General features: G+C 62.8%; 15 protein-coding genes. 10 read left to right on the top strand and 5 right to left on the bottom strand.

Translation table 11 applies throughout. The features are described from left to right. Positions 1 to 32 precede the first annotated feature (32 nt). Both lepB and rnc read left to right on the top strand, forming a co-directional pair. Entirely contained in the window at positions 33 to 869 is an 837-nt protein-coding gene (lepB, locus tag RA25_RS08380) for a signal peptidase I (protein ID WP_039171498.1), read from the top strand. After that, the gene (rnc, locus tag RA25_RS08375) at positions 866 to 1,543 is read left to right on the top strand and encodes a ribonuclease III (protein WP_039171496.1); all 678 of its coding nucleotides are present in this window, start codon (positions 866 to 868) and stop codon (positions 1,541 to 1,543) included. Before lepB ends, rnc begins: the two co-directional genes overlap by 4 nt. A 4-nt stretch (positions 1,544 to 1,547) precedes the next feature. On the opposite strand, the gene RA25_RS08370 is transcribed toward rnc, so the two are convergent. Further along, the gene (locus RA25_RS08370) at positions 1,548 to 2,930 is read right to left on the bottom strand and encodes a multicopper oxidase family protein (RefSeq protein WP_039171493.1); all 1,383 of its coding nucleotides are present in this window, start codon (positions 2,928 to 2,930) and stop codon (positions 1,548 to 1,550) included. 190 nt (positions 2,931 to 3,120) lie between these two features. On the opposite strand from RA25_RS08370, the gene era reads away from it, so the two are divergent. The 3 genes from era (at position 3,121) to recO (ending at position 5,239) form a co-directional block, all read left to right on the top strand. Then, complete coding sequence (gene era, locus RA25_RS08365; protein WP_039171490.1) at positions 3,121 to 4,026, top strand: GTPase Era; 906 nt, start codon at positions 3,121 to 3,123, stop codon at positions 4,024 to 4,026. A gap of 88 nt (positions 4,027 to 4,114) precedes the next feature. Then, positions 4,115 to 4,444, top strand: coding sequence for a DUF1491 family protein (locus tag RA25_RS08360; protein WP_039171487.1), 330 nt, complete (start codon positions 4,115 to 4,117; stop codon positions 4,442 to 4,444). A 69-nt stretch (positions 4,445 to 4,513) separates the two neighbouring features. Continuing rightward, entirely contained in the window at positions 4,514 to 5,239 is a 726-nt protein-coding gene (gene recO / locus RA25_RS08355) for a DNA repair protein RecO (protein ID WP_039171484.1), read from the top strand. Here recO and RA25_RS08350 read toward each other — a convergent pair. The 3 genes from RA25_RS08350 to RA25_RS08340 form a co-directional block, all read right to left on the bottom strand. Next, positions 5,223 to 5,615, bottom strand: coding sequence for an META domain-containing protein (locus RA25_RS08350; protein ID WP_019296593.1), 393 nt, complete (start codon positions 5,613 to 5,615; stop codon positions 5,223 to 5,225). The genes recO and RA25_RS08350 overlap by 17 nt on opposite strands. Positions 5,616 to 5,728: 113 nt before the next feature. Then, entirely contained in the window at positions 5,729 to 6,412 is a 684-nt protein-coding gene (locus tag RA25_RS08345; protein ID WP_039171480.1) for an SGNH/GDSL hydrolase family protein, read from the bottom strand. A gap of 179 nt (positions 6,413 to 6,591) precedes the next feature. Beyond that, positions 6,592 to 8,277 carry an acyl-CoA dehydrogenase family protein gene (locus tag RA25_RS08340; RefSeq protein ID WP_019296591.1) on the bottom strand — a complete coding sequence of 562 codons (1,686 nt, stop codon included), beginning with the start codon at positions 8,275 to 8,277 and terminating at the stop codon, positions 6,592 to 6,594. 145 nt (positions 8,278 to 8,422) lie between these two features. On the opposite strand from RA25_RS08340, the gene RA25_RS08335 reads away from it, so the two are divergent. The 4 genes from RA25_RS08335 to RA25_RS08320 all read left to right on the top strand — a co-directional run bounded on the left by RA25_RS08335 (position 8,423) and on the right by RA25_RS08320 (position 13,425). Then, positions 8,423 to 9,190 (top strand): sulfite exporter TauE/SafE family protein, encoded by a 768-nt coding sequence (locus RA25_RS08335; RefSeq protein WP_039171477.1) that lies wholly within the window; start codon positions 8,423 to 8,425, stop codon positions 9,188 to 9,190. 19 nt (positions 9,191 to 9,209) lie between these two features. Next, complete coding sequence (locus tag RA25_RS08330) at positions 9,210 to 10,106, top strand: cation diffusion facilitator family transporter (protein WP_039171474.1); 897 nt, start codon at positions 9,210 to 9,212, stop codon at positions 10,104 to 10,106. Positions 10,107 to 10,170: 64 nt separating this feature from the next. Then, the gene (dgt, locus tag RA25_RS08325) at positions 10,171 to 11,526 is read left to right on the top strand and encodes a dGTP triphosphohydrolase (protein WP_193747969.1); all 1,356 of its coding nucleotides are present in this window, start codon (positions 10,171 to 10,173) and stop codon (positions 11,524 to 11,526) included. 84 nt (positions 11,527 to 11,610) lie between these two features. Beyond that, a complete protein-coding gene (locus RA25_RS08320) occupies positions 11,611 to 13,425 on the top strand; it encodes a caspase family protein (RefSeq protein WP_039171472.1) in 1,815 nt (604 codons plus the stop codon). Positions 13,426 to 13,459: 34 nt separating this feature from the next. On the opposite strand, the gene RA25_RS08315 is transcribed toward RA25_RS08320, so the two are convergent. Continuing rightward, a complete protein-coding gene (locus tag RA25_RS08315) occupies positions 13,460 to 15,058 on the bottom strand; it encodes a phosphoenolpyruvate carboxykinase (RefSeq protein ID WP_019296586.1) in 1,599 nt (532 codons plus the stop codon). Positions 15,059 to 15,399: 341 nt separating this feature from the next. On the opposite strand from RA25_RS08315, the gene RA25_RS08310 reads away from it, so the two are divergent. Then, the gene (locus RA25_RS08310; protein ID WP_019296585.1) at positions 15,400 to 16,104 is read left to right on the top strand and encodes a response regulator transcription factor; all 705 of its coding nucleotides are present in this window, start codon (positions 15,400 to 15,402) and stop codon (positions 16,102 to 16,104) included. Positions 16,105 to 16,109: the final 5 nt, after the last annotated feature.

The raw sequence follows: 16,109 nt of genomic DNA, 5'->3' as shown, positions 1-16,109 counted from the left end.
CCCCGGACCCTGTTACCAAACCGGAGAGCCTGATGACGGCCAAAGCAAAGACCAGCAGTTCGATCATCGAGACGATCAAGACCGTCGTCTACGCGCTGCTGATTGCCGGTGTTTTCCGCACCCTGTTCTTCCAGCCCTTTTGGATTCCGTCCGGCTCGATGAAGGAAACCCTGCTGATCGGGGATTTCCTGTTCGTGAACAAGATGGCCTATGGCTATTCCTACGCCTCTTGCCCCAGCCTCCGCTTCCCGGCGGTCGGGGTGAACATCGACGCCAAGAAAATCTGCGCGTTTCTGGATGGCGACAACACCCGCCTGATTGGCAGCGAACCAGAGCGCGGCGATGTCGCAGTGTTCCGCCACCCTGTGAACGGCAACGACTTCATCAAGCGTCTGGTCGGCCTGCCGGGTGACAAGATTCAGATGAAGAACGGCGTGCTGTTCATCAACGGCGAAGCGGTGAAGCTGCAGGACGCAGGCGAGTTCGAGGAAGTGATGGAGCGGCAGGGCCCGCAAGGCTCGATGCCGCGCTGTGAAAACGCTCCGGTGGGTCAGGGCGCTGTCTGCAAGAAGTCGCGCCAGATCGAGACCCTGCCCGGCGGCAATGAGCATACCGTGCTCAACATCACCAACCAGGGCGTCGACCACACCAGCGTCTATCAAGTGCCCGAGGGCCATTACTTCTTCATGGGCGACAACCGGGACAACTCCTCGGACAGCCGCTTGCCGCAAACCGCGGGCGGGGTTGGGTTCGTGCCGTATGAAAACCTGATCGGCCGCGCCGACCGGATCATGTTCTCCTCCGCCGGGCGTTCCATGCTCTACTTCTGGACCTGGCGCAGCGACCGTTTCTTCAAGGGGATCCAGTGAAACTGTCCAAGGAACTGCGCGCGTTTGAGGAGCGGATCGGGCATAAATTTGCCCGCCCCGACCTGCTGCAGCGTGCCGTGACTCATGCCTCCGTCTCCTCCTCTACCCGCAAGGACAACCAGCGGCTGGAGTTTCTGGGCGACCGGGTGCTGGGGCTGGTGATGGCCACAGCACTTCTGGAGCACGACAAGACCGCCACCGAGGGCCAGCTGGCGCCGCGCTTCAATGCGCTGGTGCGCAAGGAGGCCTGCGCTGATGTCGCCAAGGAAATCGACCTCGGCGCGGTGCTGAAGCTGGGCCGCTCCGAGATGATGTCCGGCGGCCGCCGCAAGCAGGCGCTTTTGGGCGACGCCATGGAGGCGGTGATTGCCGCGGTTTACAAGGACGCGGGCTTTGACGCTGCGGCGGAGGTGATCCTGCGCCTGTGGGGCAGCCGCATCCACCAGGTCGAAACCGACGCACGCGACGCCAAGACCTCCTTGCAGGAATGGGCGCAGGCCCGCGGGCAGAAAGTTCCTACCTACGTGGAGGTCTCCCGCAGCGGCCCCGACCACGCACCGGTCTTCACCATTGCCGCCCGTCTTGAAGACGGCACCGAGGCGCAGGCCACCGCAGGTTCCAAGCGGCAGGCCGAACAGGCCGCCGCCAAGGCGCTGCTGGAACAACTCGGCTGATCCGTCAGACCACCCGGATGTAACCGGCCAGCCCGGTTTTCTGGTGCTCGATCACATGGCAATGGAACGCCCAGTCGCCGGGATTGTCGGCGACCAGGGCAATCTCGGCCACCTCATCCTTCAACAGCAGCAGTGTATCGGTCACCAGCGGCGGCAGTGTCCGCAGGTTGGAGCGGATCGGAACAAACGCCAGCCCGTGCAGATGGATCGGATGCAGGTTCGGCGATTCATTCCGCAGCCGCAAAACATAGCTCTTGCCGCGTTCCAGCACGGCCAGCGGCCCAGTACCCTTGGCCGCATCTCCGGCCCAGGGCGTGCGGTTGATCGACCAGAAACTGTAGCCCATGGAGCCGCAGTAGCCATCATTCGGCGGCCCGCCCTCCGGCGTCCAGCCAAAGACGAAATCATGCACCTCCGCCTTTGCCAGATCAGGCCGGGCAACCGGATTGGCAGGCAGCGGTTTCAGTTCCCGCAAGTCCCGTGCCAGGTCCGCGCCAACAGACCGCAGCCGCGCCATGGTGCGGGTGGGCTGGCCTGGAAGTTCTGCAAGCAGCTCCGCCGACTGCCCCTCGTCTGCTGGCATCCGCACTGCAAATTCCACCCGTTGTCCGGGGCCGACCAGCAACGGCTCCTTGGCCGAGGGCAGGGGCAGTTCAACCGTCACCGGATGCCCGTCCCAGGCAATTATCCGCGCCTGAGCGGTGCTGAGGTGCAGCTTGTAGATTCGCGTGGTGTCGGTGTTCACCACTCGCAGCCGAACCAAGCCGCCCGCAAGGTGATCATAAACCGGCGCCTGCAGCCAGTTTGCAGTCAGCACATTGCCGTGCGTCCCGCCGCGGGCCGCGCCGCGTGCAGTGTAATAGGGCAGGAACGCGCCCGCATCATCCAGCCGGAAGTCCCGCAGGTTAACTACCTGATCGGCGTCGAACCCGGGGTCCTCCGTTTCGCGGATCAACATCACTCCGGTCAGCCCATGCGCCATCTGCGCCATGGTCATGCAATGCGGGTGATACCAGTAGGTGCCCGCGTCCGGCGGTGTGAATTCATAATCAAAGCTCTCGCCGCCTGCGATCGGCATCTGGGTCAGGTACGGCACCCCGTCCATCGCGTTGGCAATCCGCAACCCGTGCCAGTGCATTGCGGTGTAGTCTTCGGTGCCATTCTCCACCCGCAGATGCATGGGCTTGCCCTGTGTGCCAAACAGAACCGGCGGCGGCGCGTCCGGCGACAGGCTCACCAGCCCTTCGGTCGGTGTTTCACGGAAAGCGAAACTGGCGGGCTGGATGGTCAGCCGCTGCGCCCCGCCGGTACCCGCCAAACCCCAGCTGCCTGCGCCAAGCGCCCCGGCAGATGCAGCAGTCCTAATCAGAAAATCCCGGCGGTTCATCAGGCAGGCCCCTTATGTGCACTCGAATAAAGGCCTGGCTTGTGGAACTGGCTCGGCGCGGTGGTTCTTTCACGGGATTTGCCACAGGTCTTTGACATAGGGCAAGCTGGCCGAAGCCCAATGAAAACGCCTCTGGCCCCTGTGGGTAAATTCCTGTAGAGGCACTGATCTGCAAACAGGACCAGTTGAAATGACCACACGCGCCGGATTCGTTGCCCTGATCGGAGAGCCCAACGCGGGCAAGTCCACCCTTCTGAACCGCATGGTCGGGGCCAAGGTCTCGATCGTGACTCACAAGGTGCAGACCACCCGCGCCCGTATCCGCGGCGTGGCGATGGAGGGCGACGCGCAGCTGGTGTTTGTCGACACGCCCGGCCTGTTCAAGCCCCGCCGCCGCCTGGACCGCGCCATGGTTGCCGCCGCCTGGGGCGGTGCCGCGGACGCCGATGTCGTCGTGCTGATGGTTGAGGCCCACCGCGGCATCACCGAAGGCGTCGAAACAATCCTCGAAGGCCTTTCCGAAATCGGCGAGGGCCGCACCGTGGCGCTGGCAATCAACAAGATCGACAAAGTGCCGGCCGAAAAACTGCTGGGCCTCACCCAGGACCTGAACAGCCGCTACACATTTGCCGAAACCTTTATGATCTCGGCAGAGCGCGGCCATGGCGTCGACGATCTGCGCCAGTGGCTGGCGGGCAAGCTGCCGGAAAGCCCCTGGCTCTACCCCGAGGATCAGATCGCCGACCTGCCAATGCGGATGATCGCGGCGGAAATGACCCGCGAGAAGCTGACGCTGCGCCTGCATCAGGAGCTGCCCTACCAGCTGACGGTTGAGACCGAAAAATGGGAAGAGCGCAAGGACGGCTCTGCCCGCGTCGACCAGATGATCTATGTGGTCCGCGACGGCCACAAGGGCATCGTGCTGGGCAAGCGCGGCGAGACCATCAAGTCCGTCTCCCAGGCCGCCCGTGCCGAGCTGGAGGAATTCCTGGGCCGCAAGGTGCACCTGTTTCTGCAGGTGAAGGTGCGCCCGAACTGGCTGGAAGAAGCAGAGCGCTATTCCGAAATGGGCCTCGACTTCAAGGACGGCAATTGAAGCGCCCCGTGCTTTTCACCTTTGTGAAAATACTCCCGCCGGAGGCTCCCGCAGGCTCCTTGAGCGCTGACGCAGGCGGGGGTGCGGCATGACCCGCCTCACCGCCCGCTTCTGGGTTGACGCCTATCTGGCCCGCCTTCGGTTCCAGGATATTCCGGCCTTCATCACCTCCCATGGCGACGACACTGCGGGCGCAGTGCTGGTCAAGCTCAACACGCTGGACGGCCAGGCCCGCGCCTTTCACCGCACCTATGACCTGATGAGCGGCGACCGCAAATGGGATGCGCTGGCCGAGGGGGCGGAGCCGGACGTCGATGCTTCCATAAACCGGCAGCGGAGCTTTGACCCTGACCTCTGGGTGATCGAGGTCGAGGACCGCCAGGGCCGCCACCTGCTGGACGAACCCGGCCTGGAATGACCCCGCCGCTTGCAGCCCGTCCGGCAATACGATCTGGTAGGGCGGACCGCAGAACAGGGAGGCCCGGCTTTGGAGTGGCGTGATCACGGCATATTGCTTTCGGTGCGCCGCCACGGCGAAAGCTCGGCCATCATCGACGTTTTCACCGAAGAACACGGGCGCCACGCAGGCGTGGTGCGCGGCGGGGCCGGCCGCCGGATGGCACCGATCCTGCAACCCGGTGCACAGCTGGATGTGACCTGGCGAGCAAGGCTCGAGGACCATTTGGGCAGTTATCACGCCGAACCCCTGCGCAGCCGCGCCGCCGCAGCGCTCTCTGGCCGGCTGGCACTGGCCGGGCTCAACACAGTGACGGCGATGCTGTCCTTTTGTCTGCCAGAGCGCGAACCGCACGCCGGTCTCTATACCCGCAGTGAACAGCTGCTGGATCTTCTGGGCAACGAAGACCTCTGGCCGCTCGCCTACCTGCGCTGGGAATTGACGCTCCTGGAGGAGATGGGCTTTGGCCTCGACCTCACGGTTTGCGCCGTGACCGGCAGCCGGTTCGGGCTGGCCTATGTGTCGCCGAAAACGGGTCGGGCTGTTTCACGTGAAGGGGCCGGTGACTGGGCAGACCGGCTGCTGCCGCTGCCGCCGGTGATGCTGGGGCAGGGCGATGCAAACGACGCCGAAATCCTCCAGGCCCTGCGCACCACAGGTCATTTCCTCGAGTCGCATCTGGCCCCGTCGCTGGGCAATCACCCACCGCCGGAGGCGCGCACCCGGCTCATGGACCTGCTTAGCCGCCGTCTTTGAACAGCATCTCCCGGCCCGCGTCATTGCTGAGGATCAGCACATCGCCGGAAACCTCTGCCAGCGTCATCTCCTGCAGCGCTTTCAGAAATGCGTCCTCAGCCTCCAGTTCCGGGCAGGCCATCCGCGTCACCGCCAGCGGCCCGGTTTCAAACCAGGGATAGGGCGCGGTCTGGCTGCCCAGGAAATTGTTGCAAGGCCCGCGTCCGGCGATCTTGCCCGGCTCCGGAAAGATGAGGGTCGCAGCGGCGGTAAAGGCGCTGCCATCAATGCTCTGCAACTTCCACTCCTTGCCCGCGGCGCCATAGGCAGACAGGCTTTCATCTCCGGTGCAGGCGGTTGGCAGCAGCAGGGACGCGATCAGGGCAGCACGCAGCATCTAGACCTCCGGCGGCAGTTTCTGATGCCACATTGAAGGGGTGCAGCAGTCAGCGCAAGGTCGCAAGTGCAAGCATTCGGGCGGGAAAACCGCGCGTCCGGGCCGGGGTTCTCTCAGTTCGTGCGGATAATCTCGGCCACCTTGCGGCCGATCTCGCTGCTCGCCTTGACTGACGGGTGGATCATGTCCAGCGCGTGGTAGGACCGGTCGCCGTAAGGCACCAAGTCCTTGTTTGACAGGAAGAAGATCCCCTCATCCAGCGCCGCCAGCCGCTCAATCCGGGCCTCCAGTTCGTTGCCCTCGTCCCGGCAATGTTCGATCATCGACCCCACGCCGGGGCTGCGCAGGTAGCCGACATAGATCACCTTGGCGCCGGACGCGCGCAGTTCTGCCAGCATCCCGGGGATTGCACCCTTGCGCCCGTCAGAGGCAATGAGCTTGTCCATTTTGCGGTTGCAGGCAAAGCAGCCGCAACCAAGCCACAAGTCATTGCCGCCGCCGTTGACGATCACCCAGTCCCACTCGCCGGGCGTGTACTGCTTGCGGATGTTCATCCCAGCAGCGCCGGAAATGGGCAGCTTATAGATGATCCGCGCGGCGGAAACGGAACGGTCAACAACCGGTTCCTGCAATTCGCGGGCCACTGTGTCCGAAATGGATTTGCCGGCCAGGCTGTGCCAGGCCAGAAGCGAATCGCCCATCGCCAGAATACGGGGGGATTGTCCCTCCGGAACGGCGCCGCCGCAGGCGGAGATCAAAAGCAGAGTGGGCAGAAGGAGGCAGCGAAAGAGTGTCATGCACTCTTGTTAACCATGAATCGTTAAGGATCGAAGAACCTGTATTGGAAACAGACTTATTCCGCGCCGTGGTTGCAGGCGGGCCGCATAAGCTGCGGTTTTCAGCCACCCGGAAAAAAGCCCGGCGCGAGCGCCGGGCAAGGAGGGGATTGCTCCCCTGCGGTGGTCTCTGACAGCGGTCAGCCCAGCAGGCGGCGGGCGATGACCTGCGCCTGGATCTCGGCGGCGCCTTCGAAAATGTTGAGAATGCGGGCATCGCACAGCACGCGGGAGATCTTGTATTCCATCGCAAAGCCGTTGCCGCCGTGGATCTGCAGGCCATTGTCGGCCGCCGCCCATGCAACCCGCGCGCCCAGGAGCTTGGCCATCCCGGCCTCCAGATCGCAGCGGTGGCCGTGGTCCTTTTCCCAGGCTGAGAAATAGGTCAGCTGGCGGGCGATCATGATCTCCACCGCCATCATCGCCAGCTTGCCGGAGACGCGCGGGAAGTTGATCAGCGACTTGCCGAACTGCTTGCGCTCCTGCGCGTACTGCATGGCAATATCCAGCGCCGACTGCGCCACGCCGATGGCGCGGGCCGCGGTCTGGATGCGGGCCGATTCAAACGTCTCCATCAGTTGCTTGAAGCCCTTGTTTTCCTCGCCGCCCAGCAGGTTTTCCTGCTTCACGTGGAAATTGTCGAAACCCAGCTCGTATTCCTTCATGCCGCGGTAGCCCAGCACCTCGATCTCGCCGCCGGTCATGCCGGGGGTGGGGAAGGGGGCCTCGTCGGTTCCCGGGGTCTTCTCTGCCAGGAACATCGACAACCCGCGGTGGTCGGTGGTGTTCGGATCGGTGCGCGCCAGCAGCGTCATCACATGGGTGCGGGCAGCGTGGGTGATCCAGGTCTTGTTGCCGGTGATCTTGTAATCGCCGTTCTCATCCTTCACCGCGCGGGTGCGCAAGGACCCGAGGTCAGAGCCGGTGTTCGGCTCGGTGAACACGGCGGTCGGCAGAATCTCGGCGCTGGCCAGTTTCGGCAGCCAGTTGGCCTTCTGCTCCTCGGTGCCTCCGCACAGGATCAGCTCCGCCGCAATCTCGGACCGGGTGCCCAGAGAGCCAACACCGATATAGCCGCGCGACAGTTCCTCGGACACCACAACCATCGAGGCCTTGGACAGGCCGAACCCGCCGTATTCCTCCGGGATGGTCAGCCCGAAGACACCCATCTCGGCCAGCTCCTCGATCACTTCCATCGGGATCAGCTCATCCTTCAGGTGCCAGTCATGGGCATTCGGCTCGACCTTCTCTACCGCGTAGCGGCGGAACTGGTCGCGGATCATCTCCAGCTCTTCCTCCAGGCCGGAGGCGCCGAACATGGTGGAACCAGCCTGTTCCTCCATCAGCTCCACCAGACGGGTGCGGGCGGCCTGGCTGTTGCCCTGCTCGCACAGCGTCATCACTGCAGGCACCATCAGCGCACGCTGGGCGTCCTGGCTCAGGCCCAGATCCTGCAAGCGGATGATTTCGCCCTGGTTCATCTGGATGCCGCCGTAGACCTGCCACAGGTATTCGCCAAAGCCGATCTGGTGCAGCAGCTGCTCCATCTCGCCGAACTTGCCCTCGCCCTGCAGCTTCTCCGCCCATTTCTGCATCTGCCGCAGCGAGTAGACGTAAGTAGCAAGCCAGGACAGACCATGCGCCGCCACCTGGTTTTCCTCGATCAGCTTGCCGGAGACACGGCCGTCGCTGCTCACCATGTCCTTGACGGAGGCCCGTGCGGCCTCAAGCAGCTGGTCCAGCGGTTCCAGCGCTGCGCCGGTCAGCGCCAGCAGGTCGGGAATGAGAGTCGGTTTCATATGCAAGTCCTGTCCGTCGTGGGCCATGAATCAGATCCTTCTTCGGTCGCCCGGTGGTAAATCATTTTGCAGGTGCAGCGCAACAAAAATACTCACGGGTGCGTCATTTGGATCAAATCTTGCGTGTCGATTTTGCCCGTGCAGCACGCTGCGGATGTGATAGAGCGGAGGCATGACCGCATTGTTTACGCTTCTTTCCCCGGCTGAGCTGGCAGCGGCCTTTGGCATCGCGCTGCTGGCGGGCACGGTCAAAGGCCTGGTGGGCTTTGCCATGCCAATGATCTTCATTTCCGGCCTCAGCATGTTCCTGGCGCCGGACCTGGCGCTGGCCGGGCTGATTCTGCCTACGCTGGTAACTAACGGCATGCAGGCGCTGCGGCAGGGGCCCGCGGCGGCCATGGCCTCGATCCGCAAGTTCCGCGTGTTCCTGCTGATCGGGCTTGTCTGCCTGCTGCTCAGCGCCCAGTCCGTGCGGCTGCTGCCGCAGCAGGCTCTGCTCCTGGTTATCGGCCTGCCGGTCACGGTCTTTGCCTGCATTCAACTGATGGGCAAAACATTCACCATCGCCAATCCTTCCCGCCGCAGCGAGGCGATGGTGGGGGGCATTGCGGGTCTGATCGGCGGCGTGTCCGGCGTCTGGGGGCCGCCGACGGTGGCCTATCTGACGGCCCTGAATACCGAAAAGACAGAACAGATCCGGGTGCAGGGGGTGATCTACGGCCTGGGTGCGGTGGCGCTGCTGGTGGCGCATGTGGGATCGGGTGTGATCCGGACTGAGACCGCGCCGTTCTCGCTGGCGCTGATCGTGCCGGCGGTGGCGGGCATGTGGATCGGCGGGCAGCTGCATGACCGGATCGACCAGGTGCTGTTCCGCCGCGCAACGCTGGTGGTGCTGCTGATCGCAGGCCTGAACCTGTTGCGCCGCGGCGTGCTGATGTAGCGGGGAAAGGCAGGGCGTCATGCATCAACGGCTCAGCGCAGAACAGCTGGCAACCGGCTCCATCCTGGTCGCGCTGGCGGTCATGACGCTGAAGGTTGCTGCCTGGATGATGACCGGTTCCGTGGCGCTGCTGTCGGATGCGCTGGAATCGCTGGTGAACATCGGCGGCGCGGTGATGGCCTGGTTCGCGGTGCGCTATGCCCAGCGGCCGCCGGACGCGGGCCACCCCTACGGCCACCACAAGGCCGAGTATTTCTCGGCGGTGATCGAGGGCATCCTGATCGTGATCGCTGCCCTGGTGATCCTGCACGAAGCCATCAGCGCGCTGACCCGCGCAGGCGATCCCGCCTGGGGCGCTGCCGGCATGTTGGTGAACGCGCTGGCGATGCTGGTGAACCTTGCTTGGGCGCGGGTGCTGCTGCGCGCGGGCACACGGTTGAAGTCCCCGGCGCTGTCGGCTGGCGGGCGCCACCTGATGAGCGATGTCTGGACCTCTGCCGGGGTGCTGGCTGGGCTGGTTCTGGCACTTGTCACCGGCTGGGCGGTGCTCGACCCGCTGCTGGCGCTGCTGGTCGGCGTCAACATCCTGCGCGAGGGCTGGCTGGTGATCGCAGCCTCCGTGAACGGCCTGATGGACACCGCCGCCCCGGCGGAGGAACGCCAGAAAATCGAAGAGGTCATCCAGCGCATGGCAGCAGGCGCGCTGCAGGTGCATGGCCTCAGGACCCGCCGGGCCGGCCGTGCGCTGTTTATTGAGTTTCATATGGTGGTGGACGGCGCCATGACGGTGCGGGCGTCCCACGGCATCTGCGACATGATTGAAATCGCCCTGAAAGATGCCCTGCCGGAGGCGCAGGTGGTGATTCACGTGGAGCCGGAGCACAAGCTGGAGCCTGCCGGCATCGAACCGCGCTGAAGGGTTTGCAATTCCCCGCCGCCTCCCGTTTAACCGCTGTCAAATCAGGCAAAGGAGCAGGCACATGGCGATGGAGTGGAACAGGCTGCTGAACCCGGGGCGGCTGTGCCGGCCGGACTTCCCCGAAGCCCCGGGGCGCGAGGCCTATCTGCAGGACTATGACCGCATCCTGTTCTCCGAGCCGTTCCGGCGGCTGGCGCAGAAAACCCAGGTGCACCCGCTCTACAGCCACGACCATGTGCACCACCGGATGATCCACAGCATGGAGACCTGCAGCGTCGGCCGTTCGCTTGGCGCTGGCGTTGGGCAGGCCCTGCTGGCAGCAAACCGCATCACCCCGGATCAGGTCTTGCGCATTGCCGGCCATGTGCAATCCGCCTGCCTTCTGCATGACATCGGCAACCCGCCCTTTGGCCACTCCGGCGAGGACAGCATCGGCGGCTGGTTTGCCGCGCAATTCAAGGCAGGTGCAGGGCTCGCCGCCGAGGTCCCGGCAGCCCAGCAGGCCGAGTTTGCCCATTTTGAAGGCAACGCCCAGGGCCTGCGCATCGCCGGGCGGCTGGAAATGGCCCGGCGCGAGGGCGGCATGCGGCTCAGCTACGCAACGCTGGGCGCCTTCCTGAAATACCCCTGTACCCGCCAGGTGCGCGATGCCGTTTGCGGCGATGGCCCGGCGCCTTATGCAGGCCTCAAGAAATTCGGCGTCTTTGCCGCTGACACAGCGCTGCTCGATGAAATCTGCACCGCCACCGGCATGATCCGCGAAAGCGCAGGCTGGTACCGCCGCCACCCGCTCGCTTTCCTCGTCGAGGCCGCGGATGATATCTGCTACCGCATCATGGATATCGAGGACGCAGGCGCCGTGGGCGATCTGGACCGGGGTGATGTGGCTGCTGTGCTCGAGGACATCACCGGCAAGCGCAACCGCGAGGAAGACGCCGCCATGCCGCTGGGCGAGCGTGTCGCCCTTCTGCGCGCGCTCTCCATCGGTGCCGCCACCAGCGCCGCTGTGCAGGCCTTCCTGGACAATTACGACGCCATCATGAGCGGCGAATTCGACGGTGACCTGATCGGCGCATCATCCAAGGCGGACGCCTTTGCCGAATTGCAGCGCCTGTCGGTGGAACGCATCTTTGCCGCGCGCCGCAAGACAGAGCTGGAGGTCGCAGGCCGCCAGGTGCTGCACCGCATCCTCGGCCACTTCCACGGGCTTTACACCGATCTGGCTGCCTGCGGCTGGGATCAGGCGGTGCTGGCCAAGGAGCATCCCCATTGGGCACAGCTGATCCGCGCCGTCGACCTGGATCTGCGCGGGGTGGAGGATGCCTGTACAGCCATGCATTCGCTGGCGGATTTCGTTTCCGGCATGACCGACCGCTACGCAGTCAAGGTGCGGGACATGGTGACAGGCAGTCTTTAGGCCGGATATCCGGCCTTAGCCGCCGGGTTAGAAGTTTTTCGGAAATGTGCTACCTTGGATTGTGCAGGTTCAGGGGGGACTGATATGCGCGTTTTCCGTGTTTTCACGCAGCTGGTTCTGATAGCTTTGTGGCTGCTTGCAGCCGGCACCGCAACCGCGAAGGCAAATCCGGAAAAGCGGGTGGCACTGATCATTGGCAATTCCGACTACGCAGCAGTTCCCAAACTCCGAAACCCGGGTCGCGATGCCGCGGATCTTGCAAGCGCCCTGCGGCGGATCGGGTTTGACGTCTCTGAATTCGAGAACCTGGATTACCGCGGTATGCGGCTCGCGCTGCGCGACTTTTCAGCAACCGCTGAACAGGCGGATGTGGTCTTGGTTTATTACGCAGGACACGGCATCGAAATTGAAAACACAAATTACCTGATCCCCGTCAATGCGGAACTCAAAAGCAGCCGGGACGTCGAATTCGAAGCGATCCGGCTGAGCGGCGTTCTGTCAGCTGTGGAGTCATCCGGCGGCCTGAAAATCGTGCTGGTAGATGCCTGCCGGGACAATCCGTTCCAGCAGCAGATGAAGGTGTCCGGGGCAACCAGATCCATCGGCCGCGGTCTGGCTATAATTGAACCCAGCGGTGTTCTGGTTGGGTATTCGGCAAAGGGAGGCACGCTTGCCCTGGACGGTTCCGGACGCAACAGCCCCTATGCGGCGGCGCTGCTGCGGCATATCGAAACCCCGGGGCTTGAGCTTGGCAAGCTGTTCCGTCAAGTCCGCGACACTGTTTTTGCAGCGACGCAGGGTGAGCAGGAACCCTTTGTCTATGGATCTTTGCCGGGCCACGACATCTTTCTGGTGCCGCCCAAACCGCAACCGGTTGCCGCTCCTGCCCCGGTCCCGCGGCCTCAGGGAATCGATCAGGAGATGATTGAGGAATTCACCGAGGCAGCGGGGTATAACACGGTTTGGAGCTGGAAGCGGTTTTTGAAGAAATACGAAGACTACCCGGAGCACCGGCTGGTTGCACTGGCGGCAAAGCGGCGTGATGCTCTGTCTCTTGAGTTGGATCTGCGCCGGGGCTACCGGGTTGCAGAGCCTTGGTTGGCGTCAGCGATTGAAGAAGACGGACGCACCGTAACGCTATCTGCAAAAGACCGGATATTAGTGCAGAAAGCATTGGGTATGATGGGGTTTGATACTGGCGGACTGGACGGGAAATTCGGTCCTCGAACGCGCAAGGCTATTTCGCAAGCACGTTTAATGACCAACATTGGATATGGCTCTGAAGTCGATGTTGCACTCCTGAAGGTGCTTCCCAATGTTCCGGCTATCGAGGCACTAATGGGGCCAATGGCCCGGCGGTATACACCCGAAGATCTTACAGGGGATATAGAGCCGCGTTTACGCAAGGCGCTCACTGTTTTTCGGTTGTACCCTATTAAGTTCGGCTATTTCCGTGGGCGTCTCTATCTGTCAGTGCACGGGCAGTCGATGGCCTGGTCTTCTGCAAATAGCATGGCGCGGAATGCCGGAGGATACTTGGTGTCGATCAACAGTGCGGAAGAAAACCAGTTTGTGGTTGATCTATTCTCCTCGGACGAGCGATTCATAGCACATAATGACGGAATGCGCTTTGGTCCCTATATCGGTTTGTACCAGCCAGACCGGCGAAACGAACCTGCAGGGGGGTGGGTTTGGGCTTCAGGAGAGCCGCTGACATACCGGCGATGGGGACTTGGCCAGCCGAACAACCTCAAAAACCGACAGCACTTTGCGAGGTTTTCTATAGCGCCTAAGCTCAATCGGCCTGGCGTAAAGGTTTCCTACTGGGACGATGGAAACGCTGATATTTGGAATACCGGGTTCCTGGTTGAAATTGAACTGACAGGAAGAAGCAAATAGCCCCGGTAGTGGCCGGGGCTATTACTCAGGTAGATCAGCCGATGGCTGCGGCCTTCACGTCCTCGTCGATAAACGGCAGGTACTGCTCGAAGTTGTCAGAGAACATCTGCACCAGTTTGGCCGCCTGGGTGTCATAGGCGTCCTTGTCGTCCCAGGTGCGGCGCGGATCCAGCAGCAGTTCCGGCACGCCCGGCACGTTGACCGGCACGTCAAAGCCGAAGTTCGCGTCCTTGCGGAATTCCGCATCCGCCAGCGAACCGTCCAGCGCAGCAGTCAGCAGCGCGCGGGTGGCCTTGATCGGCATCCGGCTGCCGGTGCCATAGGCGCCGCCGGTCCAGCCGGTGTTCACCAGCCAGCAGGTGGCGCCGTGCTGGGCGATCTTCTCGCGCAGCAGGTTGCCGTAAACTTCCGGGCGGCGCGGCATGAACGGCGCGCCAAAGCAGGTGGAGAAGGTCGGCTCCGGCTCGGTCACGCCGCGCTCGGTGCCCGCCACCTTGGAGGTGAAGCCGGACAGGAAGTGGTACATCGCCTGCGCCGGGGTCAGCCGCGCGATCGGAGGCAGCACGCCGAAGGCATCGCAGGTCAGCATGATGATGTTCTTCGGGTGGCCGCCTCGGGCGCTGGCCGATGCATTGGAGATGTAATGCAGCGGGTAGGCGCAACGCATGTTGGCGGTCAGGCTGTCGTCGTTGAAATCCAGCTCTTTGGTCTCCGGATCGAACACCATGTTCTCGATCACGGTGCCGAACTTGGAGGTGGTGGCGTAGATTTCCGGCTCTGCCTCGGCATTCAGGTTGATGGTCTTGGCATAGCAGCCGCCTTCGAAGTTGAAGGTGCCGTTGTCGGCCCAGCCGTGCTCGTCATCACCGATCAGGACGCGGTCCGGGTCGGCCGACAGGGTGGTCTTGCCGGTGCCCGAGAGGCCGAAGAACACGGCGGTGTCGACCGGGTTGCCTTTGGCGTGGTTGGCGGAGCAGTGCATCGGCATGATGCCTTTTTCCGGCAGCAGGTAGTTCAGCAGGGTGAACACCGATTTCTTGTTTTCGCCAGCGTATTCGGTGCCGCCGATCAGGATCATTTTGCGGTCGAAGTTCATCGCGATGATGGTCTCGCTGCGGCAGTCGTGCTTCTTGGGGTCGGCCTGGAAACTCGGGCAGTTGATGACGGTGAAATCGGCGATGAAATCATCCAGGTCTTCACGGTCGGGACGGCGCAGCATGGTGCGGATGAACAGGTTGTGCCAGGCCAGCTCGGTCACCATGCGGACGTTGATCGCATGTGCCGGATCGGCGCCGCCCACCAGGTCCTGGACGTAGTAGTCCTTGCCCTTCATGTGCTCCAGCATGTCGGCGTAGAGCGCGTCAAAACCCTCGGCGCTCATCGCGGCGTTGTTGTCCCACCAGATGGTGTCGCGCACGCTTTCGGTTTTCACGACATGTTTATCCTTGGGCGACCGGCCGGTGAATTTACCGGTGGTGACCAGGAAGGCGCCGCCATTGCCCAGCGTGCCTTCGCCGCGCTTCAGCGCGGCTTCGATCAGCGCAGGCTCCATGAAGTTGTAATAGACATTGCCCAGACCCTCGATGCCCTGATCCTCGAGGCGGAATTGCGGGTTAACCCGTCCAGATGTCATGCGTTTTTTCTCCTGTGGCGGCGCGGGCGGCACGCAGGCTGCGCGGCTGCGCCATTGGGGCAATAGAAACGGCATCGCTGCCGGTGGCGCGGTCTTAACATGGCGTTTTGGGGGGTGAACAGGCCGGTTTCAACCAGTTAGCGCCATCAAGGCAATGTTTAGCGCAACCATTGTTCTGCACCGCGGCATGTGCCCGGCTGTTCAGTGAACGCTAAGGTATTTTTGCCCCAATTGTGTCCAAAGATTGTCCCGATTCTTCAAATGGGATTGATTCGGGGCACTAGAACGGCGATGAACATGGTAAAAACAAAACATAACAGAGCAGATTAGGGGCAATTCCGATGTCGAAGATTGCTTTGGTTGACGATGACAGGAACATCCTGACATCGGTTTCCATGACGCTTGAGGCCGAGGGCTTTGAGGTCGAAACATATAATGACGGGCAGGCGGCGCTGGACGCCTTCAACAAGAAACTGCCGGATATGGCGGTGCTGGACATCAAGATGCCGCGCATGGATGGCATGGACCTGTTGCAGCGGCTGCGCCAGAAATCCCAGATGCCGGTGATCTTCCTGACCTCCAAGGATGATGAGATCGACGAGGTGCTGGGCCTGCGCATGGGGGCTGACGATTACGTCAAGAAGCCGTTTTCGCAGCGCCTGCTGGTCGAACGCATCCGGGCGCTCTTGCGCCGCCAGGAGGCCATCAGCAGCGACGCCGAAGGCACCGCCTCGCCCGAGGCCAAGGTGATGGAGCGCGGCAACCTGCGGATGGACCCGCTGCGCCACGCGGTCAGCTGGAAGGGCAGGGACGTGTCGCTGACAGTGACCGAATTCCTGCTGCTGCAGGCGCTGGCCCAGCGGCCCGGCTTCGTCAAAAGCCGCGACCAGCTGATGGATGTGGCCTATGACGATCAGGTCTATGTGGACGACCGCACCATCGACAGCCACATCAAGCGCCTGCGCAAGAAGATGCGCAGCGCGGATTCGGATTTTGCGGCAATCGAGACCCTTTATGGAATCGGTTACCGTTACAATGAAGAATAAGCGGC

Source organism: Leisingera sp. ANG-S5 (genome assembly GCF_000813925.1).
Lineage (GTDB): Bacteria > Pseudomonadota > Alphaproteobacteria > Rhodobacterales > Rhodobacteraceae > Leisingera.
This window is presented reverse-complemented; position numbering and strand designations above follow the sequence as displayed.